The following is a 23,828-nucleotide window of genomic DNA, read 5'->3' on the forward strand; positions in this document are numbered from 1 at the left end:
CAATCATATACAATGAATCACTCACTATCGGAGAGAAGAATGATGCGCCGGATCTTATCCTTGTTGATGCTGTGCGCTCTGCTTGGCGGCAGCTTGCCTGTACCGGCTGCACATGCGGAGGCCATCCAGGACAGCGATTTTACTTATTTGCTGCTATCAGACAACACTTTCATGATTACGAATTACTCGGGAACGAGCACGGACGTCGTGATTCCGAGCGAGTTCGACGGCAAGCCGGTCACTGTCATCGGCTCGAATGCATTTGATCAACTTAATAATCCTGATCAACCTAAACTAACAAGCGTAAAGCTCCCGTCTAGCGTTACGATGATTTCTAGTTATGCATTCGCCCACAATGAATTAACCGCAATCGAGATTCCAAGCGTCACGCACATCGGAAGAGGGGCCTTTCAATACAACCGGCTGCAAAGCATTGTGTTTGGAAAAGTTACCTTTCTTGATGAGTATGCGTTCGCGGACAATCAGCTCGAAAGCGTGACGATTCCGGACAGTCTGGCTACCATCGGAAGGTATGCTTTTCAGAATAATCGCTTGTCAAGCGTGACCCTTCCGGAAGGGCTAGAGCTAATTGATTCTTATGCGTTTAATGGCAATCAATTAAAGACGCTCCAGATTCCGAAGTCGGTAATTGCCATTTACCCCGGGGCGTTCATGAACAATTCATTGGGAAATGTCGCGATTCCGCCGGAAGTCACTCTGGGCGGAGTGGAATCGAATCCTGTATTTGATTCAAAAGCAATCCTTTATTTCCCGAAGACCAGTGTAAAAGTATTTAACTACGCTACGAAATACGGACTGCAGGTCATACCCTGCAATTATATTATTGCCTATGACGGAAATGGCAACACAGGGGGGAGCGCTCCATCGAATACTCCATATGTTTGCTATAATCGGGTATTTCAGGTGCCGATACCGGATCCGGATCAGGATCCAAGCGCGTTGACGAAGACTGGTTACACCTTCAAAGGATGGAACACGGAGCCGGATGGAAGCGGGATGAATTATTCGGACGGAAACTATCCGATTATATATGGCATCCGGGACGTAGGCTTTACCTTATATGCCAACTGGGAGGCGAATTCCTATCAAGTGTCTTTCGACACGAGAGGGGGAACGCAAATCCCGGCCCAATCGGTTGCCTACGGAGGACTAGCTCCCAAGCCTGAGGAGCCTGCGAGGGCGGAATATGCCTTTGTCGGATGGTATACGGATCCGGAATATACCGATACATGGGATTATGACAACGACACGGTCACCGAAGATATGACGTTGTATGCGAAGTGGAAGTGGAACGGAGCAGCAGCAATCGGGTCCATAACGTTAGAGAAGGATGGAGATCATGTAACTGGCGGCGATAGCCTTACGGTCACCGGCGTAGTGAGGGACGATACCGGCTTGCCTGTCGAGAACGCCGTCGTGAATTTGCGCAGCACCCTGGGCAAATGGAAGCTTACCGATAACAGCGACGTGTCGGCGACAACGGATGCAAGCGGCGGGTTTGCGGTGGAATGGACGGCTCCTTCGGTAGCGAACCCAGGATCAGCAACGATTTTTGCAAGCGTAGACGGTACGATCGGGATGGCGGACAGCCACACGTTACAGGTCGTTCCGCCAGATGAGTCCAATGCCGAGTTAAGCGGTTTGTCGCTAGGGACCCTCGCTCTCGTACCGGAATTCTCGGGCGACACGTACAGCTATACCGTGGCGGACGTCAGCAATGTCGTAACAAGTGTCGACGTAACGGCAACAACCGCCAGCGATCAGTCCACTCTGATGATCGGCAATATGTCTGCCACCGGCGTTACCGGCAGTGTACCCGCCGTCAGCGGTTCACCCGTCAGCGTACCGCTGCATACCGGAATAAATATCATTAGAATCGATGTAACCCCGGGAGATGGGATCCATGCTCGAACGTTCTTGATATTCGTGCGCAGAGCCGATACCGTGACCAGCTTTTCCGTTTCGTATGAGACGAACGGGGGAACGGCGATTCCTGCAACAACCGCCAATGCGGGGGCTCTTCTTGACGAGCCGACGCCGGCACCGAACAAAGACGGGTACCGATTTGCTGGGTGGTACAAGGACCCGAGCTATGCGGCTCAATGGAATTTCGAACAGAACACCGTTACCGGGGACATGACCTTGTATGCCAAGTGGGAGCGCAAGCCGCTCGCGGTCAGTCTAGTCACGAGTAGCACTGTGGCGTTAAGCGGACGTGAAATCTTGGTTACCGGTACGGTATATGATGAAGGCGCTACGCCTCAAGCCAATATCTCCGTTCACCTAAGCAGCTCGAACCTAGGCAAGTGGAGCCAAACGGAGAGCGACAAGGCAACGGTGACGACCGATAAGAATGGCACTTTCCAAGTCTATTGGAAGGCCCCTTATGTCTTCGAGCCTGCATCGGTCGAGCTGTCGGCAACCCTCGATGGATCGAGTGCGGAGCCTGCCACGGTATCGATTCAGGTAAGTCCGCTGCCTGGCCCGAATCCGAGTTCGGATGCCGACTTAGCCGGCTTGACGTTAAGCGAAGGTGATTTGAAGCCTCGGTTCCAAGCCGGGATTACCAGCTATACCGCCGACGTCGGATATGCGACAAGCAGCGTGGCGATCGTACCTGAAGTATCCGATCAGGCGTCAACCGTTACCGTCAATGGAGATGTAGCGGAGTCAGGTCAGCCCGTACAGGTCAATCTGAATGTCGGTTCCAACCGCGTAGCGATAATGGCCACGGCGGAAGATGGTACAACCAAAACTTATCATGTTACTATCACGAGGGCCCCGGCACCGGTCAATACGATCCCGGTTGCCAGCATCAAGGTGACAAGCGCCACATCCTCCGTTTATGAAGGCGGCACGCTGCAAATGACCGTCAGCGTGAGTCCGGACGATGCCACCAACAAGCAGGTGTCTTGGTCGATACAAAGGGGTACCGGCAGGGCCGTCATTGATGAGACGGGATTGTTGAAAGCAGAGCATGCCGGCCTCGTAACGGTTCTGGCGACGGCCCAGGATGGTTCCGGGAGTGTCGGAAGCCAAGAGATCACGATCTACAAGCGTCAACCAGGCGGTGGTGGTATCCCGACAACGCCGTCAGATCCGACGACACCGTCGGACCCTAAGGCACCGGCAGTCCCGACAACGCAGCCGTCAGAGAAGCCCCCAATACTCAACGTCGTTCCCGGCCGGCCGCCGATCGACGTGAATGACGCGGGAGCGATCCATACGATGCTGGACGCACTTAACGCCAAATTGGGCGATCCGCGCAATGCGAACGTTCCTGTCTTTGCGGATGTGGAAGATCACTGGGCGGCTCATAGTATCCGCTTGTTCGCAAGACTCGGGATTGTTCAAGGATATGGCGACGGGACGTTCAAGCCGGATGCAAGCATCACGCGAGGAGAATTCGCTTTAATGCTGGCGAAGCTGTTCCCGCTTGCCAAAGGCACCGCGGCAACGCCCGGTTTTACCGATCTTGAAGATAGTTGGGCCAGGGACGCAGTCCTTGCGTTGGCTAGCAACGGCATCATTAGCGGCTATGAGGACGGTACTTTCCGGGCCGATCGAAATATTACGCGTGCCGAGATGATTGCGATCCTCGCAAGAATCGTGAATCTGACTACGGTGAAGCAAGTGAAGACGGTGAATTTTCGGGATATCGATCGTACGTGGGCTAAGGATCAGATTCAGCAAGCCGCGAATGCCGGCATTATCAGCGGAAGAAGCAAGAATGTTTTTGACCCGGATAAGAGCGCTACACGAGCCGAAGCTTTGACCGTCCTCTTGCGAGCGATCTCATTAAGTTCCGAAATCGATCAGTTGTTAGAGAGGATGAACTAAGCCATGGCTGCGAACGAATACTACATGCCGACCCGTTGGCGGGTGAAGGGGAACATCTGGGTGATTTATGAGATCTGCTCCGACTTCTTGGACTATCAACGTTGGTGGCCCGAAGTATACTTGCAGATTCAAAAGGGAGGCACGGACAAGGAGACGGGCAACGAGGTCTACGACATTCTCTCGAGGGGCAAGCTGCCGTATAAGCTCCGCTGGAGGTCATGCAAGACGGCCGAACAAGCACCGCATTCCATCTCCTTGAAGTCTTCGGGAGATTTGGTCGGTCACGGAACGTGGCAGTTCGAGCAGGACGGGGAATATGTGAATGTACAGTTCGATTGGTATGTGAATGCCGAGAAGCCCTTGCTCAAGCTGTTCTCGCCGATATTAAAACCGTTCTTCACCTCGAACCACCACTGGGCGATGGAGAGAGGGAGAGAGAGCCTTGAGAAGGAACTGATGCGAAGGCGCGAGTCTTCAGGGGGCTTGCGTTCGAGTCGACAGGTGTCTGATCCAGAGGAAACGCCTGTTCCTCCGCAACATAATTGATCCGGGAAGTTTCCGCACGTGACGACCCCAATCCGATAAGAAGAATGCCCAAAAAGATCGTCCATGAAGATGGCCTCTTCGGACGATCTTTTTTTCACAATGGTCAATTACTTATTCCCCAACACCTCCACTCTGTCCTGCAATTCTTCTACAACCTCCTTCGGTATTTCCCTGACCTTGATATCTGCACCCAAGAAAAGCAGCCAATTTGTGATCTCGGTCAATTCATCCGGATGATGAACATTGAGGAACGCCTTTAAGATCGCTGTAGTTTGATAAGGATTCGTATATGAAATCGTCATTTTTAGAGGATGATACTTTTTGAACTGGGCAATCGCCTTGGGACCAAGCTCGACGACCAGGTTGATGGCTTCTTCCTGTCTGCCTAGTTGTTCCGCGATCTTTTTCTTGCCCATCCTTTTTTTCTCGGGGTATGGTTTGACCTCGGTGAGGTTGTCGACTGGAATAATCCGCCTCTTCTCCTCCACAAGGTCGAAGCCTTCGATTTGCCATGCGCTTTTTTCGCGATACAGGCGCATGAGATAGATGGGATAAGACTTGATTTCTCTTGCTTCTTCGACGGAAATCGTTAAGTAGCGATCTTCAAGAAGGATCTGGATGAGCTGCTCTAACATCGGATGGGGCAGGTCCGAAAGATCAAGCAGGTCAGGATTATGAGGGTTGGTACCTTCGAAAAGCAAAATCTGATTTAACAGAACAAGATCATCCTGCTGGTTTTGAGAGATGAGGCCGAGCAACTTTTCCGCCAAAGAGTGGCGGCTTTTGAGATAAGGGAGCTGCAGATTGCGCGTGGCCATGAAGGCGATAAAAAGGGCCTTAATCTCATTATCGGTAAAGCGGACTGTGGGCAGAACGGAATTGCTCATCACAAAGTAGCCCCCGTCCCTCCCAACTTCGGCGACTAGCGGCATTCCCATCGCTTCAATCTCCCTGATGTCCCGAATCGCCGTCGAACGGGAGATGTTGAACTCACGCATAATTTCAGTAATGGTAAAGTGGGCGCGGTTGTTAATGTACCGCATGATAATGTTAATCCGTTCAACTTTTTTCATGGGGCCCTCTAAACAGTATCATATTTTGACATGATTAATTGTTATTATAAACCCATCAAGCAGAAAAACAAATAATCAAATCGAAAAAGGAGCTGGGATGATGGCAATATTTTGCCGACGTCATGACAGAGGCAGCGGTACCGGAAGAATACAGCGTGATCCAATTCCCTAAAGGACAATATCTCGTCATTCAAGGCGAGGGGAAGACAGCTGATGAGCTCAGCAGCTCGCTTACCGGCATCGCCTTTGGTCAAGTGCTGCCGGCAGCCGATAAATTCGCCTATGTCGGCGGCCCCAATGCAACGGTCGAGAAGGGGCGGCGAGACGGCCCTGTATACGGGGAAATGTGGATTCCGGTTGTGCCGAAATAAACGAGATCAAAGGAGGAATTGGAATGAACACGATTACCGGTAATGAGAAGATCGCTAAGGTTGAAGCTCGTCCTGTCGGAAGGACGGCCGCTTATTGGATCATCACCAGCATTCTCGCATTCTCCATTGCATTAAGCGGGATCGGACAATTGATGAGATATGGCGGCAATGTCGATTTGGTCACCGATATAGGTTTTCCGTTATATATCACGCAAATTCTCGGGGCTTGGAAGTTACTTGGAGTCATTGCGATCCTCATCCCAGGTTTCCCCAGGCTTAAGGAATGGGCTTACAGCGGTATCTTCTTTCTAATGACGGGCGCGTCCTTATCTCATGTGTTCGCACATGATTACGGCGATGGCGGATTCCATGTGATTCTTCCGCTTGTCTATGCCGCTCTGGGCATCGCTTCCTGGGCGCTGCGTCCGAAAAGCCGCAAACTTTAAAAGACCGTGACGCTAAACAGTAGCAGCTTTTGACACGATTTATGGTTATGATAAACCTATCAGGTAATGAACCAAATCAATCCATTCATTCAAAAAAAGGAGCTGGATTCATGGCAACGTATAACTTTGAGGAAAAAGACAGCTTTATCGTGCTTGGTATCGGAACGGAGCTGAAGAGCGATTACACGGACTATGCCGGCATAAATAAGGAGAAGGAGAGCTTTTGGCGGACTGTGGAGCAGGATGGAAGGCTCGACACGTTAAAGGCTGTCGCTGCGAACGCCTACATCTTTGCCGTGAACGAAGCGGTCAATCAGAAGATGATGTATTACGCCGGCGTCATGACGGATTCATCGGTACCGGAAGAGCACAGAGTCATCCAGTTCCCTAAGGGACAATACCTCGTCGTTAAAGGCGAAGGGAAGTCGGCCAACGAGCTCAGCAGCATGCTGACCGGCATTGCCTTTGGTCAAGCCTTGCCGGCAGCCGATAATTACGCCTATGTCGGCGGGCCCAATGCAACGGTTGAGATGGGGCAGCGGGACGGCCTTGTTTATGGCGAAATGTGGGTTCCGGTTGTAGAGAAGTAGAAGTAAACGAGATCAGTAGGAGGAATGAGGATGTCCACTATCGTTGATTTTAAAAACGTGTCTACGTCGGGTCTGGATTCTTCGCCGGTAGCAGAAGCGCTAGCTGGTTTGCGCGCGAACGAAGCCCGTTACTTCATGAACAAATACAAGCATGAATTCACGGTCATACCTGCCGGCGAAAGCCAGGAGACACTAGATTATGTGGAACGAGTGTTAAAAGAAGAACGTGGTATTGTGTTTGCAGCCAAACCGCTGGAAACGGCGCGTTTTCAAGTCGAAAATATCCGGTGGGCCTTCGTCTTCTATGAAGACGGTCTGGCCGTTAACGTCATGTATACGGTAGATGATCCTAAGAAGCGGGCCGTAGGGTTTAAGCTGTCTGAGGGGATGGAAGTACCTCGGGAGCTGGAAGAGAAAGGGTTTAAATTCGCAAGACAGAAGTCCAAGCTAGCCGGGACGATTCGAGGTTCGTTCTTCGTCATTAAAGGGGAGCTTTGAAGCAATTAGGTTCTCGGGATAAAGAATTGCATTGCAGCAAGCTTCAGCTAAACACAACAAATGGCGGCCGCTAGGCCGCCATTTGTTGTGTTTTCGCCGATAGACCCTTTACGGTGAGGCTTATCATAAGTAGGGAGGAGTTTTAATTATTTCAATTGTTTGAGTATAGTTACCCATATTCTCAAACCCGTCATCCATAGAGTCAAAGCTGACCCAAAACCGATAAAAGTAGAAGTCGCAATCAGAGATACACCGCCAATCGTGGCGTCCATGGGTAAAAAGAAAGTGATAATGCCTAAAATACAGAGAACTACACCTGTACCATAATAAAAATTTTCGCGGAATAATTGAGCTAAAGGGAAAAAATGAATGCCAACAATGATAGCCATGATAGGAAAAAAGATTTCAAAATGATTGATCAAGTTACAAATTATACTTGCTATAAAGATCGCAACACCTTCAAGACCAAAGATCAAACCAAATTTTTTATTTATTTTTTTCCAATGTTCCTTCCCTTCCGGTGTAACAGCATTGTTCATATTACGAGCTTTACCAAAAAGCGTAATGGCTCCAATCAGTAAGACTAATGTTACAATACCCGAAAGAACAAGTAGCCATGGAGCTCCAAGCTTATGTGAACCTACAATTCCAATGGAAGCCCAAAGCGCTCCAAAAAACGTCATGAACATTACGCCATTTGCAGCTCCAAAGACAGCAGACTTCGGTAATTTAACTAAATCACTCATTCTCATCAGACTCCTTATAATCCCATTTTTCAAGCATGAACTTCGTTCCCATACTTCATACTCGCAACAATCGGAAAAAGAGAGACTCGCGATTTTTGTATTATGGGGCTGCGCATCTGTGGTTAAAAACTACTTTCATAGGCTACCCAGGAGAAGGGTTTAATAGTTTCTTCAAAATGAATAGTGTCCATATTGTTCCAATCCTTTGAAAAGTTCATCGCGCAATTTGTCATCAAGCACGCATCGGAAGGCGGAGAGACGGCCTCCTATAACTCGAAGGCTTACAATATTCAGGTCAGCACCGATGGTATAAAACGGAAAATAATTCTAGATGCGATCAACAATACGAGTGGTATTTCGGTAAACAAAATAACTGAAGTATCGGCTCGATATATTAAGCTGAACGTAACAATGCCACGCAGACCACCAACGCTGCAGCAAGGATTTATGATTTTGAGGTATATGGACCAGTATTTCAAAATAACATCGCGACGTATGTGTAGCGCAAATCACCATTAGCGCGGATGGACAATGAAATCGAAGATGTAACGGCGGAAATAGCAAAGAGGGGCGCACAATGGAGCCCCCACGACTGGCGGAAAAGCCGAAAATGGGCTGCTGTGCGTTTCATAGAGGCACAGAAAGGGAAGGGGCGATTCAGTTCCTTATCGTTTTCGACCACGCAGCATGGATAGCACCCAGAAAAGTGATCAAGATAACTAGGCTATAATGGGCTAGGGCCGCTTTTTTGTTCTTTCCGCCAGCTTCGTAATCGATTCAATGTCTTGATCGGTTAATTGATCTAGAAAATACTTGCGTATTGCCATTGAGACGATGGGGAGGGCCTCATCCAAAGCAGCTTTTCCAGCAGAAGTAATGATGACCTGGACACCTCGATCTGCGTCTAATGGATTTCTTATAACATGGCCCCGTTTTTCCATCCGCGTCAAATGATGGGATAATCTGCTCTTATCCCAGTTCATCGAGTCGGCTAGTTCCTGTTGGCGAAGCTTGCCATCTCCTAATTGGACTAATCGGTCTAATATTCCAAAGTCCCCTTCCGATAGTCCTGTATGTTCAGTAAGCTCCTTAACAACGCGACCGAAGATTCGCTTAAAGGAGCCTTTCCACAGATTCCATATCCGCATTTCATCGTCACTTACTTTGTTAATATCCATGCAAGTATAATATCACGGTTGACATATCAACCACAAGGTGTTAATCTTCTTCAAGGTTGACATATCAACCATCTGAAGCGGGAACTGGCGGGTTTCAAGTTGATGTATCAACCTTAATGTAAAATCGAGCAGTAAACGCTCAAGAAAGGGGGGACGGCTGCGAAGAGCGTCGGAGCGGATGCCTGTGCCCTTCAACTCGACATTACAAATCAGGATTCCATCTCCGCCGCGGCAGAGCGCATCCGCAGCGAGCTCGAACGAAAGACGCCAACTCCCGTGGTGATGTAGTCTCGAGCATTGGCTCACCGAGATAAGTATAGACAACCTGAAGGCGTAAATGCCTTCTCAATATCCTTAAGGAGTGTGCTATCAAATGGAATATGTAAAACTTGGACGCAGCGGGTTAGAGGTTTCAAAGTTAAGCCTTGGAACCATGAGCTTCGGAGTACCTGAAAGCGGCAATACCCCATGGTCTCTGGGTGAGGAGCAAAGCAGACCGATTATTAAGAAGGCGCTCGAATCGGGCATCAACTTTTTTAGTACCGCCAACATGTATTCCGACGGAACAAGCGAAGAAATTCTCGGGCGTGCCTTAAAGGACTTCTCTCAACGTGACGAAGTCGTCATAGCTACAAAGGTATTTGTTCCGATGCGCAAAGGTCCGAATGCTATGGGACTTTCCCGTAAGGCCATCATGACCGAAATTGATAATAGTCTAAGACGACTCGGAACAGACTACGTCGATGTGTACCAGATTCATCGGTGGGATCCTAATACGCCGATTGAAGAGACGATGGAGGCTCTTCACGATTTAGTTAAGGCGGGCAAGGTCAGATACATCGGAGCATCTTCCATGCTGGCATGGCAATTTGCGAAAGCTCAGCATGTCGCAGAGCGCAACGGTTGGACACGGTTTGTCTCTATGGAGAACAGATTAAACCTGCTCTACCGGGAAGAAGAAAGAGAAATGCTCCCCCTTTGCAGAGACGAGGGAGTTGGCGTCACTCCTTACCTGCCTTTGGCTGCAGGCCGGCTAACCCGGGATTGGAATGAGCAGACCGCGCGATCAGAGAAGGACCAGATAGCAAAGGCCTTGTTTATTAAAACGGAAGACGCTGATCGCAGAGTCGCGGAAAGAGTTGCGGAAATTGCCGCTAACCGGGGAATTTCGCGTGCGCAAATTGCCCTTGCATGGTTGCTGCAAAAGGAAGAGATCACAGCGCCGATTATGGGTTCGACCAAAATCAGCCATCTGGAGGATGCGGTTTCGGCGTTGTCGGTTAAGTTGACTACTGAAGAAATTATCCGTTTAGAAGAATTGTATATTCCACATCCATTCGTATAAATTTGACGCAAGTAAGGTGTGCATCTGCTAATCATGCAAAGCCTCCTCCTGGGTTGGCAATGCTGTCAATGACAAAATGCCATCTGTTAAGATCTATACGGGTTTACCAAATCCATCAGTATCAAAGCCTTCCGAAGTTCCAAGCCACATATGGACATATGCAATGAATGCAGACAATAAATTTGGTAAAGGCGGAGATTTTGCTTTATTGCTGAGTGCTGTTATCAAAAAAGAAAGCAGCTTTGGAGCGGGTTTACCAGGTAGTCCATCAGCCGGCGACGGATTGATGCAGGTAGAACCAAACACACGTAATGCTTATTTATCTCAATTCAGCTCCACATTTGGCCGTGCTTATAATCACAGCAGTGAACAAGATCAGGTGTACTTGGGTGCACTGATTCTAAACGAAAAAATTGTTAGATTCGGCAACATCTATAACGGCTTATTACGCTATAACGGAGGAGATAACTGGTACCCGGGAGCAACAGATTCTTATGGCCGTCCTATTCTGGCAAATCAATATGCAGATTCAGTTTACGCAACATATAAGAGCTATGGAGGTAAGAATTAAGTGGAATAGGAAATGCCCTGGGAAGACGCTGAGCGAATCGGCGTCTTTTTTTGTTTCCCCAGAATGAGGATCAGTTGAACTATGAGCTCGATGGCCAACTTAAATTTGATTTCGTCTAAGTTGTTTTCCGTACCAAGTAAACTGGAACTAGCACGATTCATGATGAAACTTAGAATTTGCTTATTAATGAAAGAATGCAGGGAATAGTGTGTGCGTTATTGAATAATAAAACTAACATATGATATTGAGGTGTGGACTATGGGGGATATTAAGCTTTTCAAACTGGGCGATGGAAGAGTTACTGAGCTGGAGGGTAAATCTGTTGCAGTTGAAAAAACGCTTCAGACCCTAATAGAACGGCATTTAGAAGATATGTTGGGTATTCGGTTCCTGGCTACAGAATATTCAACTGGTAAAACACATAGCGGACGAATAGATACTTTAGGAATAGATGAAAATAATGCTCCAGTAATTATTGAATATAAACGGTCGACAAATGAAAATGTTATTAATCAAGGGTTGTATTACCTTGACTGGCTTCTTGATCACAAAGCGGAATTAACCCTGCTTGTCATGAAAAAGTATGGAATTGACGTGGCTGATAATATCAATTGGTCATCTCCTCGACTGTTATGTATTGCAGGAGGATTCACGAAGTATGATATGCATGCTGTTCAGCAGATCAATAGGAATATTGAGTTGTACAGCTACAAGCAATTTAGTGAAGAATTGTTGTTACTAGATTTGGTAAATGCTACAACTGCTCAGAACATGGAAATAGAAGAAGTAAAGCGTCCTTTCAGTCAAAACAAATCATCTGAAAAAACAGTGTCAGAGTACTTACAACAGTCTAATTCAGAACTTAAGAACCGATTCGAGTCCATCAAGGCCTTTTTATTAGCTTTTGGGGATGATGTGCAGGAAAATATTTTAAAGCAATACATTGCCTTTCGCAGAATTAAAAACTTTGCATGTATTGAGATACACCCCCAAGTAGGGAAAATCACTGTATTTGTTAAAGTTAATCCTGATACTATTGAAATTAAGCCTGGTTTCACAAGAGATGTAAGAAAGATTGGACACTTCGGAACGGGTGATTTAGAAATAACGATTTCTAACGATGAGCATTTTGAGTTGGCAAAGCCACTTTTAATAAAGAGCTATGAAGTGAGTTAATCGGAATTGCAATTACATAGTTGAATGATGAAACGGCGCGTTTTCAAGTCGAAAATATCCGGTGGATGATCCTAAGAAGCGGGCCGTAGGGTTTAAGCTGTCGGAGGGGATGGAAGTATCTCGGGAGCTGGAAGAGAAAGGGTTCAAATTCGCAAGACAGAAGTCCAAGCTTGCCGGGACGATTCGAGGTTCGTTCTTCGTCATTAAAGGGGGCAATCAGGCTCTCTGGATAAAGAATTGCATTACAGCAAGCTCCAGCTAAACACAACGCATGGGCGGCCGCTAGGCCGCCATTTGTTTTCGATGATAGGCCATTGTGGTGAGGCTTGTCATAAGTAGAACAGGACAAATTTTAGGGGCTGCACCTATTTTGAACTTCTCATTGTCAGTTTGATCCGCCCACTAGAGAGCGCACCTGCTCGCAGGAAGCATGTTAAGCTTGGTCGTTCATGGAGTTTCATCTGTGCTTCGACCTGCGAATGAGTTCGGTGTTAAGTAGATCGGGAGCGGACATATTGATTATATATTATTCAATTTGTACTACCTATGTTCCATCGGAGACTATTTCTCCATCCTTTAATTCAATGATGCGATCACATTGATTTGCTACATCTGTATTATGTGTAACAATTATAATTGTGTTTCCAAGTTTATTTAGTCCTTTTAATACCTGCATAATTTCTTCAGTTGTTTTTGAATCTAGTGCTCCTGTTGGTTCATCTGCCAATATAAATGCTGGATTATTCACTATGGCACGAGCAATTGCTACTCTTTGTTGCTGTCCGCCAGAAAGCTGTGACGGTAGTTTATTCATGTGGTCTTCAAGGCCTACAGATATTAATGCATCTTTGCTTCTTTGTAATGCCTCTTTATTACTTACTTTTTTCTTGCTATGCAAATTATAAAATTGTAGATTGATCTTAACATTCTCCAACGCAGATAACTCGTTGATTAAATTGAAGTTTTGAAATACAAAACCAATATTTTTATTTCTTGTGAAAGCTCTATCTTTATCTTTTAATAAACTTGTATCCTTACCATCCAAGAAGTACGTACCTTGTGACGGGCGGTCTAGTAATCCCAAAAGATTAAGCAACGTAGATTTACCGGACCCAGATGGACCAATGATGGCAATCATTTCCCCTTTATTGATGCGTAGGGATATGTCTTTTAATACATTCTTTCTTTCCCCGATTTCAAAATGTTTATTAATTTCGTTTAGCCCAATAAAGCTCATCTATCTGTTCACTCCTTTAATCAATTCAATGGGTTCTATCTTCTTTAGTTTTATAAAAGGCATGATTGTAGATAGTATAATGCAAATAATCATAATGACGAATGCAACAGCAACAACAGATATATTCATATTGAGTGCTTCATTACCTAAAAGGGTTGCAAAGAGAATTTTACAAATACCTACAGCCAAAACAAATGAAACTCCAAAGACAGCAATTATTTCTCCAAGCACCAAACGAATCATATTGCTTTTTGTGAATCCTAATGAATAGTAAATGCCAAAATCTCTGTACCTTGTTGAAATACTAGTTAAAATAGCACCAATACTTCCTAGCAAGGATAGTAATAAAAGAATGGCTGCGAAAGTGACTGTACTTATAATAACTACTTTTTGACGCTCATTATAGGAGTCTATTTCTTGGTGTAATGTGGTATATTGCAAACTCAAATCGTTATGCTCAAACACTGACTTAATTTGTTCTAAGCTTTCTTCACGTGTTTCGTGTTTTGGCAATTGAATTAATGAGTTGTATGCATATGTCATAGCCAATTCAAAATCCTTAAATTGTGGAGCTAAGATAAATTCTTTGTTGTTTACGATATTTTCACTAATATAAGTTGAACCCCCACGCCAAAAAAGTGTAGAAGATTTTAGTATTCCAACGACCCTGACATCTATCTTTTCATACTTTTGTGTTTGTCCATCTATATAATATAGCTGATAATTATTTCCTACTTTATATTGATCTTTCATTGCAAAACTAACAACTACAGGTATATATTCAAAAGAACTCACATTGGATTGTAAGGGTTCTATTGTTCCTTCCTGCAATGTAAGCTTTGACATTTCAATATTATCGTTGTTTAGAATATACAAACGTGATTCATTCTTTGTTTCTTCTGAATTAACACTGTCATAAACATACATAGTCTCAAATAAGCCTAGTTTTTCAACTAGATTGCTTTCCCGTAGTTGTTCAAACACATTGCTGTTTTTGTTAAGCATGTTTATATTTTTTTCTGATAAGCCATTATCTTCATTTATATAAGCATGAACGGTATCTAATGGCACTAATGCTTCAATACTTTTTTTATATTGTAACAGATTAAAAATACAGCTTAATCCAAATAACAACGCAGCAAAACCAATTGTAAACTGCACCATCAGCAATATAAATTTACTTTTCTTATTGATAATTGATTGGTAGATCAGTCTTATCAAGTCAGGCACCTCACTTACTATTAATTACACTAATTGGCTCAAAACGCATAGCATTCAACGCAGGAGCTATTGCCGAAATCATTCCGAAGAATAAAGAGACACCCAGTGCAGAGAATAAATTTAACCATGTTACCTGGAAGGTAATCTCTTTTGCGAGGGAAGAACCAGATAAAAGCAGCATTGCAGCATATTGTATTAAGATAGCTAGTAAGCCGCCAATAATAGACATGATTAAGACTTCAAGAAGAACTGTTCTGGCAATATAAGCGTTATTCGCTCCCAAAGCTTTCATAATACCAATTTCTCTTTTTCGCTCAATTAACCAATACATCATTAAATGAATAATGTTGATAACCGCGATTGTATAGATAAGTACTGTGGCCACTACAGTGATAACAAGTGTATTTCGGAAGGAACTATTATCTACATTGCTCACATTCTTGTAAACTAATTTGATTCCTTGCTGAGACGCAGTTTCTATAAGTTCCTTGCTGTTTTGCATAAACTGGTCTTTCCCACTTTTCAAGCGAATGCTAACACCATGAAGATTATTTTCTTCAAGAAAACAATCTTGATATATATCCAGATAACTTTTCCAAGGCATATATATAGCATACTCCCATGGGGTTTCTCGCGAAGAACGCCCACCAATACCAGTCACAAGAAATTTTTCATCCTCAATTACTACGCTATCTCCTAAATTGATATCATGTTTCTCAGCGATACTTTTTCCGATGATAATTGATTTATTTCCCTCCATGTCTTCTGTTGAAAAGTACTTACCTTCTACTAATGGTATATGCCAGTCTGGAGCCTGGTGAAATAATACTGGGACAACGGGGAAGCTTTCATTATATTGGTCGAGCTTTCGATTCCCCATGCTAAGAAGTTGCATTTCACCAAAATCACCTAATCTCTCCACTGTATCTTCTACATCTTTTTGGTTCCATTGGCCATCCTGAGATATAAAAACATCTAATTGCTGATCAGGATTGCCCCCCCTTTGATCATTTATATAAGCAATTGATTCCATAGATGCACTTGTTCCAAGTGACATTACTAAACTGCCGATAAAAAAGCCAATTACAATTAATAAAATCGTGGCCTTTCTATTTTTCCATTGCCGAAAAATAAACTGATACATGTTTAATCCACCTTTACAGTGTACCTCTTTCCTGATATAACCTCTTTTAAGCCAGTACTCATTTCCTCAGGTGATGGTACACAATATATTTCTAATTCATATATTCCTGGTTGAACTGTATTTTCAATATTTATATTTGAAATACTTATCATATTTCTATTAACCTCTAAATTAACATATGGATGCCCGTTTATTTTTACTTGTTTTGAATCCAAATAGGCCCAGATCAAATACTCTCTTGTTTTATTTCCCCCAACACTTAAATCTATTAAGATATCTTCATTTTTTTTAGTTTTAATCATTTATATACACTGTTTCTTTGTTTATTATTTTGGGTTTCACCATTTTTGTTTGTAACATATGGCTTTGTAAGCAACTATAGTTTTTTATACCTACTTAATAAATATCATCATATTATTTCCAAATGTTACTCTTATAGTATGTTATCGCATTTAACTATAAAATTAAACCTTTTTTGAAGGTATGGTTCCAACGAACTTAGGCACCATTTAGATTTGCTTGAAAAATTAAGAGTTTCCCGAGCTTTGTTTTAGCATAAATCTTTGATCCTAGTAGATTGGATTGAAAGAAACGTACCAGGGTATTTGATAGAGAAAGGTCTTTGGGGGAACTTTACATCAGTCAAGCGAGAATTATTGTAGAGTGATGAGAAGATTTTGATTTTCGGCATAAATGGGTGAGTGAACGAAATGATTTAAGTGTGATCTCGAAACGAATAATTTCATAACTTATCATGAGCCATCCGCTTAGGATGGCCCTAACTTAACCAACTGCCGGAATAGTAATAATTATCTGCAGATGAAAAAATACGGATACCCCAAGGGTACCCGTATTTTTTTAAAATAATTCCAGTATTATTGGCAGCAACCGACTTGGTACCATGTCACGCCGTTGTTATCCGACTTGTACGCTGCTCTGGATGCTGGGCAAGCTCCGAATGCACATTTGTACATAGATTTCACCTCCTTTCATAAGGCAGATGACTATTGATACCACTCCGCTTGGGTGCGGAACATGCCTGCATACTCCCCGTCTAATGCCATTAACTCGTCATGGCTTCCCTGCTCAACCAGCCGGCCGTCCTTCAGGACGAGAATTCGGTCAGCCGCCCGGCAAATGCCGAGTCGATGCGAAATGAAGAAAGTGGTTTTACCTTTGGTTAACTGAGCAATATGCTCGAATAGTTGCGCTTCCGCCATCGGATCCAAGGCCGAGGTTGGCTCGTCCAGCACTATAATATCAGAGTCGCGGAAAAAAGCCCGGCTAATCGCGATCTTCTGCCATTGTCCATGGGACAACTCATGCCCGCCAAAAAATTTATGCCCCAGCTCGGTATCAAATCCTTCCGATAGCTCATGGAAGAAATCGTCTACGCCCGATTTTGCGGCTGCTGCTTGCAGCCGGGCCTCCTCTTGCATCCATTCCACATGGCCTACCCCGATGTTCTCGCGCAGTGTAAGTTGATATTGCGCAAAATCTTGAAAAATAGCGGTTACGCGCTCACGGAATTCATTCGTATCCATTTGATCCAGCGGAATACCGTTGTAGGTTATCGTGCCAGCGGTGGGCTGGTAGAGCCCAAGCAAGCATTTGGCAAGGGTGCTTTTCCCCGCACCATTCTCGCCCACGATCGCTATTTTCTCTCCCATGCTGACCTCGAACGAAATATCGCGCAGAATCGTTCTTCCGTTGGTTGGATAAACGAATTCGAGATTTTTCACCGATATGCCATGCTCCAGAGAGGCGGGTAACGGTAACTTAGGTGTGTCGTCTGACTCCTCCTCTTTCATCGCAAGGAAGCGGAACAAATCGGTTGTATATAAGGCTTGCTCATAGATTCCAGCGATGTACACGGCCATCGTTTTCAAATTCGTTTGAACGGAGAATATGGTTTGGATCAATGCTACAAAGCTAGCAATGGTCATGGCCCCGGCAGCAGCCAAGGTGAGCAAGAAACCGCTGATCAGCGTCACCATGACAAGCAGAAACCCATTAACCGCAACCTTGAAAATGGACATTTTCCGTTCCAGATCGATCTGCTCTTGGCCATTCTGCCTGGTGTACTTTCGCCATTGCTGAATGAAATAATCGGCTAAGCCAAAGATACGGACTTCCTTGGCCCATTCCCGTTCGGTTAGCAACGAGGAGAAATAGATCGATCTTCTTCGGAACGGCGTTTGATTCACGAACTGGGATACCTTAAAGCCGCTCTCCTTGATGTCTATATATAAGGATGGGACGATCAACAGCAGAATTCCGAACGCCAGCAGCCAGTGAAAGCCCAGCAATACAATGACGAAGCCGGCAATGGTAATCAGGTTTTTGGCAATCTGCAGAAAGGACTGAAAAAATTGCATCCCCCGGTACTCTAAGCCCGTTGAAACTCTTTGCAGCAGATCATAAAATTCATGGTTTTCAAAATGAAGCAGAGATAGCCGTGAAGATTTCTGATTCACTTCTTGGCCGAAATGCAGCAAGGCGGCCAGCTTTATTTTGTTCACCAGGAAATCTACATACACTTCCAGCGCCAATTGCAATAAGAACAGAAGCAGCTGGTACAGCAGAATGGTGAAGGCAGGTCCAAATTGCGATGACCCGTCTTGAATCACTCGCTCGGTTCGATGCACCAATTCAATCGTTACATAGACTTGCAGCACGGGAATGATCGCGGTAGAAATCTGGGCAGCGCTTAAAAAGGTCATCTTGGCCGGAGTCAGCTTGAACAATATGCGAATCATGCGGACCATCATCTGCAGCGTTAATCGGGTTTGCTCCGCAATACTCTTCAAGGAAGCAGCCTTAAGAAGATTTACCATGCTCTTTTTAAGCGGACCTCATGATCTGCAAGGGTTGAAGCCATAAGGTCGAAATCATTTTCTTTATTCAGATGGCTTTTGGAACAAACAAGCCCGTCTTGGTTAACTGCATAGCCAAATGGGAAAAACTTGGTTTGGAAAAAGTCCGTATCCTCAGGAGTACATGCGAGAACAGGAAGATCAAAGGGATATTTATCAACCGTTTGCTGAATTTGTTCTTCCTGATCCGTGAACAACAGAATATAGATCGAAACGTGCGGATTCCGTTGATGGAATCGGAGCAAGCTCGGATACATCGCTTCACAGGAGCCGCATGCAGTCATCGAACAGATAATCAGCGAGTTTCGAAAATCAGGTACGGCTCCACCCAGCGTTAATCGGCCGTCATTCGGAAAGGGCGCTCCTGTCGGCAAGCCTAAGCCTTCCAATTCATCCGAATCACTCTGTAAATGGGTGTCTTGCTGCAGGCTAGCCGGTTTTCTTTTTAAGAGATGGATGCAAGCAACCGTTAAGAGGATGACCAACGCCCATAATATGACATACGAGACATAGAATATAGCTGACACGATAAGCCCTCCTTTAATCCGTCTGTGATTGTGAAATAGCGTTCAGAACAAATGGAACAATGAAATATAGGCCCAAAATGCCGGTCCACGAAAGCAAATACAGAACCAATTCCTCTAGCTTTATGGCCGTAAAGGAAACAGGCTGATTGGCAATCGTAATGTAGCTGTTCATAACGATTAATAGGGCAATCCTCAGTATCGTGCTCCGCCCGAGATAATCGTCCCGCAGCTTCCCAAAGCAGTTGCATTGGATTCGCTCTTTCTTTAGCAAAGCTACAAGAATAGCATAAATAAACGCTCCGATTAAGCCGAATGCAAGGGTTTGTCCTAGCCATACGGTTGCGCTGGATACCAATAAAACGGCGGTCAGCATCTCGAGCAAAGGAACCAGCCAAGCGCCTGCGGAACCCAGCGGCTTAGGTATACCGAGAGCCACAAGCGTGCTTCTCAAAGAGGACGGAGAATACAATTTCAGCAAGCCAGATAGACCGAAAATAATAGCCAGACCGATTTGAATAAAGCTTGGAATGCTCATCTCAACCTCCCTGGTAGCTATCTTGAGAATATTGTAATTATTGGGCTATCCCATCACAATGTCGTCTATTACTCTAGTTATGTGCAGAATTACTATAAAATGCGCTTTCAATTCCATGTATGAGTATGCGATGTTCGTAACGAAAGAGCGATTAGCAGGCGGAGAAGAGCATGGAAGAGGCAGCAGCCAGATTTAAACTCAAAAGGGGCTCAGCATGCTTTAGGCTGCTGAGCCCCGTAAAGTGTTTGGAGTTAAAGCATTATTTTGAAAGCTGAATGGAGCCGATCCGTTCATTCAATTCGGACTGTAATTGCTGCCGGAACTTCTCTACGATCGAAAAATCCGTGGCCGCAATATAGTAGGCCTTAATTTGAGAATCGATGGCTTCGGCCTCCGCCAGATGGGAGGTGGCCTCTTTCATTTTTGCCGAATAACGTGCTTTAATACCGGCGATTTCGGCAGCATGGGCTTCATCTGTTCCAGGGGCTATAGTCCGTGTATACATATCCAGGATCTCATCCCCGTCCCGATCCGGAAAGTATTCATGCGGAGCGGTACTGTCGAAGATAGCTGTCCCAAGCTTCGGGAATATCAGCATATCCAGACTGTTCGGATCAAAGCCGCAATGGAACACTTGCACTTCGATTCCGTTCGTCTCGGCAGCGGAGGCAAGCTTTTTCAGCAGAGTTGATTTGCCAGAGCCCGCCCTTCCTTTGATGAAGATCCGTCTGTCCAGGTTAGCGGTCAAGCTTTGAATAAAGTCGAATGCACCTCTTGGAGTCGCAGCTCCGAAAAACAAGTGATGCGAGACCGTTGGCGTATCGTTTTCATGGCCGGCGTATAATGCTTGAGTCAAATCCAGCGCAAGCTGGTCGGCCTTCGCGAAGTCCATGTTATCGATATAAAATTTTTCCCACTCGTCATGGATCCGCAATGCCGTTGCGAACGTTTCATACGCTTCTGAATAGGCTCTCTCAAGCTTGTCACGAAGATCTTCTATTGCTATGTTGTGTTCCGGCAGAATAAGGCTGTTATTAAATGCATCGCCGAAAGGGACAGAGACGATTTCACCAGCCCGGATATCCGCAATCTCCTTGCAGGCTCGCCCGTCGACAATACCAACCTTCAATTCCGTAACAATGATGCCATCCAGCTCGTCGGGACGGAGAGGGGAGTGGAAGCATTGCACATGCAAGCCTTTATCCAGCAGGCTATCCGCCAAGCCCCTTATGACTGTCGATTTCCCTGTACCTTGAGGCCCTATAAGGACGAATATTTTGTCCAGCCCATCAAATGCGGATGTATACAAGAAATGAGCTCCGTGCGCAGTGTTGCCGCGGGCAAAATAGTGAGATGATTTTACTGCCAACTTGAAACACTCCTTTGTGCTTATTCCGATTCCCAACAGAATAAGCATGATTGGGATAAATGCCTATTCTTTTGTATATTCCGCATTATAAAAAGTGGTGTTCGCCCTCGCCCATGTTTTTCGCTATTTGTGTTGCAGGAAAACACTATAACACTTGCCAATTATTCATTATAATAGAGTGAATTAAGTGACGGAATGATAGTTGCTACCCTCTTTTTATTTGTACCTCCTCGCTGCTCCAAACGAGTAAAGTTGCCTATTAAGATTTCAAGATTAATTACAATTGAGAAACTAGGTGAAAAATGAAAATGTTGCTGGAGGAGTTAGACAAAGAACTGGGCAAGCTGAAGGATGATGAGAATTACATTATTAAAATATGTGAAAAGTTAAGAGGAACGGATTCTAAGGCTGCATTAGAAGCCTACGAAGCAGCCACTCAATTTGTAAGAGAACATCATATGTTAACCTGTGCTTACCCGTGGATTCTTTATAATAAAGGCTGGGTATACTTTGATTCCACGGACTTTAAAACGGCGACTGCTCTTTATGAAGAGGCTTATCATATTTTTAAAGAAAATAACAATATCGATGGACAATTAGCGACCAGCAGCGCTTTTGTAAGCGGTTATTCGGTACAACAAAAGCTTTCCCAAGCCATAGAGCATGGTATGGAAGGGATAGAGCTTGCAGAAAAAGTAGGCAACTATGAGCGGCTGACCCAAATTAAAGGGAACCTTGCAGCGCTGTATATGGAAATCGATGAGTATGAAAAGGCCAAAGAGCTATTAGATCAGATTGTGAACATACCTCGTGTCTATAGTAATGCTTTTCAAGTGGCTTGTTACACCAATCAAGCCGAATGCTGCAACCATTTGGGCGATCCAGAGCAGGCTATCGTGTACATCACGAAGGCGCTTGAGTTGGCTGAAGAATACATTCCCAAAATGGTGCCCAATGTGTTAAAAGAAATGGCTCATATTTACGCGACTAAAGGGTGCTATGGTACAGCAGAGGAATATTTCGTCAAGAGTGTCGAAATGGCGAAAGCGGGAGGAGCGCAGCTGTATCTTCAAGATGCGCTAATGTACTGGGCAGAGCTGGATCTGGTGCAAGGCCGATATAAGGAGACGGTTGATAAGCTGCAGCGAGTAGAGAAAGGGATAGAAAAGGCCAAATCAACAAGGAATTTAAATAAAGTGTATTTGAATTTGGGCAAGGGCTATAAAGGGCTGGGGAATTATGAGCAAGCCTATGCTTATTTAGAAAAACATATGGCATTAGAAAAACAAATGCAGGCTATTCGCAGTGCTGAGAGTATGGAGATGCTGAATCGAAAAAGAGAAGAGGAAGAGGGGAAGAACTACAAGTTTCTCTACACTCAAACGGAAGCTTTGAATGGTGTGGGACAGAAGATCCTGTCTAACTTGGACAAGGAAAGTATCTTTAGTATTGTTGCCAAGGAAATACAGGATTTGATCCAAGCGGATATTATTCAAATTGGCATTTATAACGAAGAAGAAGGGATCCTTCACAATGAGTTGTCTATCGAAAAGGGGCAACGGTTGGTCGTAGGGCCTAAGTCGATATTAGATGATAGCTTCTGGGCATATAGCGTCAAGCACAAGCAGGATATCCTTATTAAGGACACGGAGAAGGAATACAGCCGTTATTTTGAAGACTTTAAGGAATACTTAGAGAAGATCAGAAAGAAGAAGGAGTATGTCGTAGAGACAGTACCTTACTCTCTTATATTCGTACCTATTATTATGAAGGAGAAGGTAGTTGGGGTGATAAGCACTCAAGCTTATAAGAAAGATTCTTTTAACTTAAAAGACTTGAGTACATTGAAGACCCTGTCCAATTATTTGGCGATTGGATTAGAGAATGCCCGACTGTATATGAAAGTTGAATATGCATCCAAGTATGATGCCTTAACCAAAGTCTTTAATCGGAAAGAGTTGTTCGAAGGAACAATCCAAATGTATGAGCAGCTGAAAGAAAGCAATAACGCCAATAGAACGCTATGCATCCTGATGATTGATGTGGATAATTTCAAGAGAATCAATGATGTTTACGGGCACCAGGAAGGAGATAGGGTGCTGGAGCGTGTGGCAGATCTGATTCAAGCTAGTATAGGAGAAAAGGATAGGGTAGGCAGATATGGCGGGGAAGAGTTTATGGTGGGAATCCCTGATGAAACATTAGAGCAATGTATGCAGAAAGCAGAGAAAATTCGGATAAATGTGGAGAAGGCCGTAATAACCTCAGCTTTAGGGACATCCATTCCTATTACCGTGAGTATAGGGGGAGCCAACCTGCATACAGAGGGGCATACCTTAGAGCAAATGATTAATTATGCGGATAAAGAATTATTCAAAGCCAAACACTCAGGAAAGAATATCGTATGTGTATACCATCAAGGTTTTCTATAAAACGAAGAGCCACCAATACCTTTTCAGAAGGATATTGGTGGCTTTCGTTTATCTGGATTCCTCCGCCGGAGGGATGGGAGCAACAT

21 protein-coding genes and 2 pseudogenes are annotated in these 23,828 nt (G+C 44.8%); 12 read left to right on the top strand and 11 right to left on the bottom strand.

Annotated elements, in window-relative coordinates; genetic code table 11:
* The first annotated feature begins 39 nt into the window (after positions 1-39).
* A complete protein-coding gene (locus tag D3P09_RS24385; RefSeq protein ID WP_165867571.1) occupies positions 40-3,861 on the top strand; it encodes an InlB B-repeat-containing protein in 3,822 nt (1,273 codons plus the stop codon).
* 3 nt (positions 3,862-3,864) lie between these two features.
* Entirely contained in the window at positions 3,865-4,407 is a 543-nt protein-coding gene (locus tag D3P09_RS24390) for an SRPBCC family protein (RefSeq protein ID WP_120114050.1), read from the top strand.
* Positions 4,408-4,514: 107 nt separating this feature from the next.
* Here the strand turns inward: D3P09_RS24390 and D3P09_RS24395 are convergent, their stop codons facing one another.
* Positions 4,515-5,480, bottom strand: a complete 966-nt coding sequence (locus D3P09_RS24395) for a helix-turn-helix transcriptional regulator (protein ID WP_120114051.1) — start codon at positions 5,478-5,480, stop codon at positions 4,515-4,517.
* 107 nt (positions 5,481-5,587) lie between these two features.
* Here D3P09_RS24395 and D3P09_RS24400 point away from each other — a divergent pair.
* From D3P09_RS24400 to D3P09_RS24415, 4 genes and pseudogenes are all read left to right on the top strand, one after another.
* Positions 5,588-5,851, top strand: a pseudogene (locus tag D3P09_RS24400) (effector binding domain-containing protein); the annotation flags it as partial.
* Positions 5,852-5,874: 23 nt separating this feature from the next.
* Complete coding sequence (locus D3P09_RS24405; RefSeq protein WP_120114053.1) at positions 5,875-6,297, top strand: DoxX family protein; 423 nt, start codon at positions 5,875-5,877, stop codon at positions 6,295-6,297.
* 110 nt (positions 6,298-6,407) lie between these two features.
* Entirely contained in the window at positions 6,408-6,887 is a 480-nt protein-coding gene (locus tag D3P09_RS24410; protein WP_120114054.1) for a GyrI-like domain-containing protein, read from the top strand.
* Between the two features lie 30 nt (positions 6,888-6,917).
* A complete protein-coding gene (locus tag D3P09_RS24415; protein WP_120114055.1) occupies positions 6,918-7,385 on the top strand; it encodes a phage tail protein in 468 nt (155 codons plus the stop codon).
* Between the two features lie 146 nt (positions 7,386-7,531).
* On the opposite strand, the gene D3P09_RS24420 is transcribed toward D3P09_RS24415, so the two are convergent.
* Entirely contained in the window at positions 7,532-8,131 is a 600-nt protein-coding gene (locus D3P09_RS24420) for a DUF7010 family protein (RefSeq protein ID WP_120114056.1), read from the bottom strand.
* Between the two features lie 183 nt (positions 8,132-8,314).
* Between D3P09_RS24420 and D3P09_RS28535 the strand changes: the two genes are divergently transcribed.
* Entirely contained in the window at positions 8,315-8,650 is a 336-nt protein-coding gene (locus D3P09_RS28535; protein ID WP_120114057.1) for a discoidin domain-containing protein, read from the top strand.
* 215 nt (positions 8,651-8,865) lie between these two features.
* Here D3P09_RS28535 and D3P09_RS24430 read toward each other — a convergent pair whose 3' ends face one another.
* A complete protein-coding gene (locus D3P09_RS24430; protein ID WP_120114058.1) occupies positions 8,866-9,309 on the bottom strand; it encodes a MarR family winged helix-turn-helix transcriptional regulator in 444 nt (147 codons plus the stop codon).
* A gap of 373 nt (positions 9,310-9,682) precedes the next feature.
* Between D3P09_RS24430 and D3P09_RS24435 the strand changes: the two genes are divergently transcribed.
* The 4 genes and pseudogenes from D3P09_RS24435 to D3P09_RS24450 form a co-directional block, all read left to right on the top strand.
* Complete coding sequence (locus tag D3P09_RS24435) at positions 9,683-10,654, top strand: aldo/keto reductase (protein ID WP_120114059.1); 972 nt, start codon at positions 9,683-9,685, stop codon at positions 10,652-10,654.
* 163 nt (positions 10,655-10,817) lie between these two features.
* Complete coding sequence (locus tag D3P09_RS24440) at positions 10,818-11,225, top strand: transglycosylase SLT domain-containing protein (RefSeq protein WP_243644457.1); 408 nt, start codon at positions 10,818-10,820, stop codon at positions 11,223-11,225.
* Positions 11,226-11,483: 258 nt separating this feature from the next.
* Positions 11,484-12,401, top strand: coding sequence for an endonuclease NucS domain-containing protein (locus D3P09_RS24445; protein WP_120114061.1), 918 nt, complete (start codon positions 11,484-11,486; stop codon positions 12,399-12,401).
* Positions 12,402-12,456: 55 nt separating this feature from the next.
* Positions 12,457-12,663 (top strand): annotated as a pseudogene (locus D3P09_RS24450) (hypothetical protein); the annotation flags it as partial.
* Between the two features lie 282 nt (positions 12,664-12,945).
* Here the strand turns inward: D3P09_RS24450 and D3P09_RS24455 are convergent.
* The 8 genes from D3P09_RS24455 to D3P09_RS24485 form a co-directional block, all read right to left on the bottom strand.
* Positions 12,946-13,638 (bottom strand): ABC transporter ATP-binding protein, encoded by a 693-nt coding sequence (locus tag D3P09_RS24455; RefSeq protein WP_120114062.1) that lies wholly within the window; start codon positions 13,636-13,638, stop codon positions 12,946-12,948.
* A complete protein-coding gene (locus D3P09_RS24460; protein WP_120114063.1) occupies positions 13,639-14,859 on the bottom strand; it encodes an ABC transporter permease in 1,221 nt (406 codons plus the stop codon).
* A gap of 10 nt (positions 14,860-14,869) precedes the next feature.
* Positions 14,870-16,003, bottom strand: coding sequence for an ABC transporter permease (locus D3P09_RS24465; protein WP_120114064.1), 1,134 nt, complete (start codon positions 16,001-16,003; stop codon positions 14,870-14,872).
* A 2-nt stretch (positions 16,004-16,005) separates the two neighbouring features.
* Positions 16,006-16,305: a hypothetical protein gene (locus D3P09_RS27440; RefSeq protein WP_133305053.1), complete on the bottom strand. Its 300-nt coding sequence runs from the start codon at positions 16,303-16,305 to the stop codon at positions 16,006-16,008.
* A 702-nt stretch (positions 16,306-17,007) separates the two neighbouring features.
* Positions 17,008-18,813 (bottom strand): ABC transporter ATP-binding protein, encoded by a 1,806-nt coding sequence (locus D3P09_RS24470; protein WP_165867572.1) that lies wholly within the window; start codon positions 18,811-18,813, stop codon positions 17,008-17,010.
* 20 nt (positions 18,814-18,833) lie between these two features.
* Positions 18,834-19,406, bottom strand: coding sequence for a TlpA family protein disulfide reductase (locus D3P09_RS24475; protein ID WP_120114066.1), 573 nt, complete (start codon positions 19,404-19,406; stop codon positions 18,834-18,836).
* 13 nt (positions 19,407-19,419) lie between these two features.
* Positions 19,420-19,941, bottom strand: a complete 522-nt coding sequence (locus tag D3P09_RS24480) for a MauE/DoxX family redox-associated membrane protein (RefSeq protein WP_120114067.1) — start codon at positions 19,939-19,941, stop codon at positions 19,420-19,422.
* 259 nt (positions 19,942-20,200) lie between these two features.
* Positions 20,201-21,310: a PRK06851 family protein gene (locus tag D3P09_RS24485; RefSeq protein WP_120114068.1), complete on the bottom strand. Its 1,110-nt coding sequence runs from the start codon at positions 21,308-21,310 to the stop codon at positions 20,201-20,203.
* A 308-nt stretch (positions 21,311-21,618) separates the two neighbouring features.
* Between D3P09_RS24485 and D3P09_RS24490 the strand changes: the two genes are divergently transcribed.
* Positions 21,619-23,742, top strand: coding sequence for a sensor domain-containing diguanylate cyclase (locus D3P09_RS24490; protein ID WP_165867573.1), 2,124 nt, complete (start codon positions 21,619-21,621; stop codon positions 23,740-23,742).
* Positions 23,743-23,828: the final 86 nt, after the last annotated feature.

It is taken from the genome of Paenibacillus pinisoli, from assembly GCF_003605435.1.
In the GTDB taxonomy this organism is placed as follows: domain Bacteria; phylum Bacillota; class Bacilli; order Paenibacillales; family Paenibacillaceae; genus Pristimantibacillus; species Pristimantibacillus pinisoli.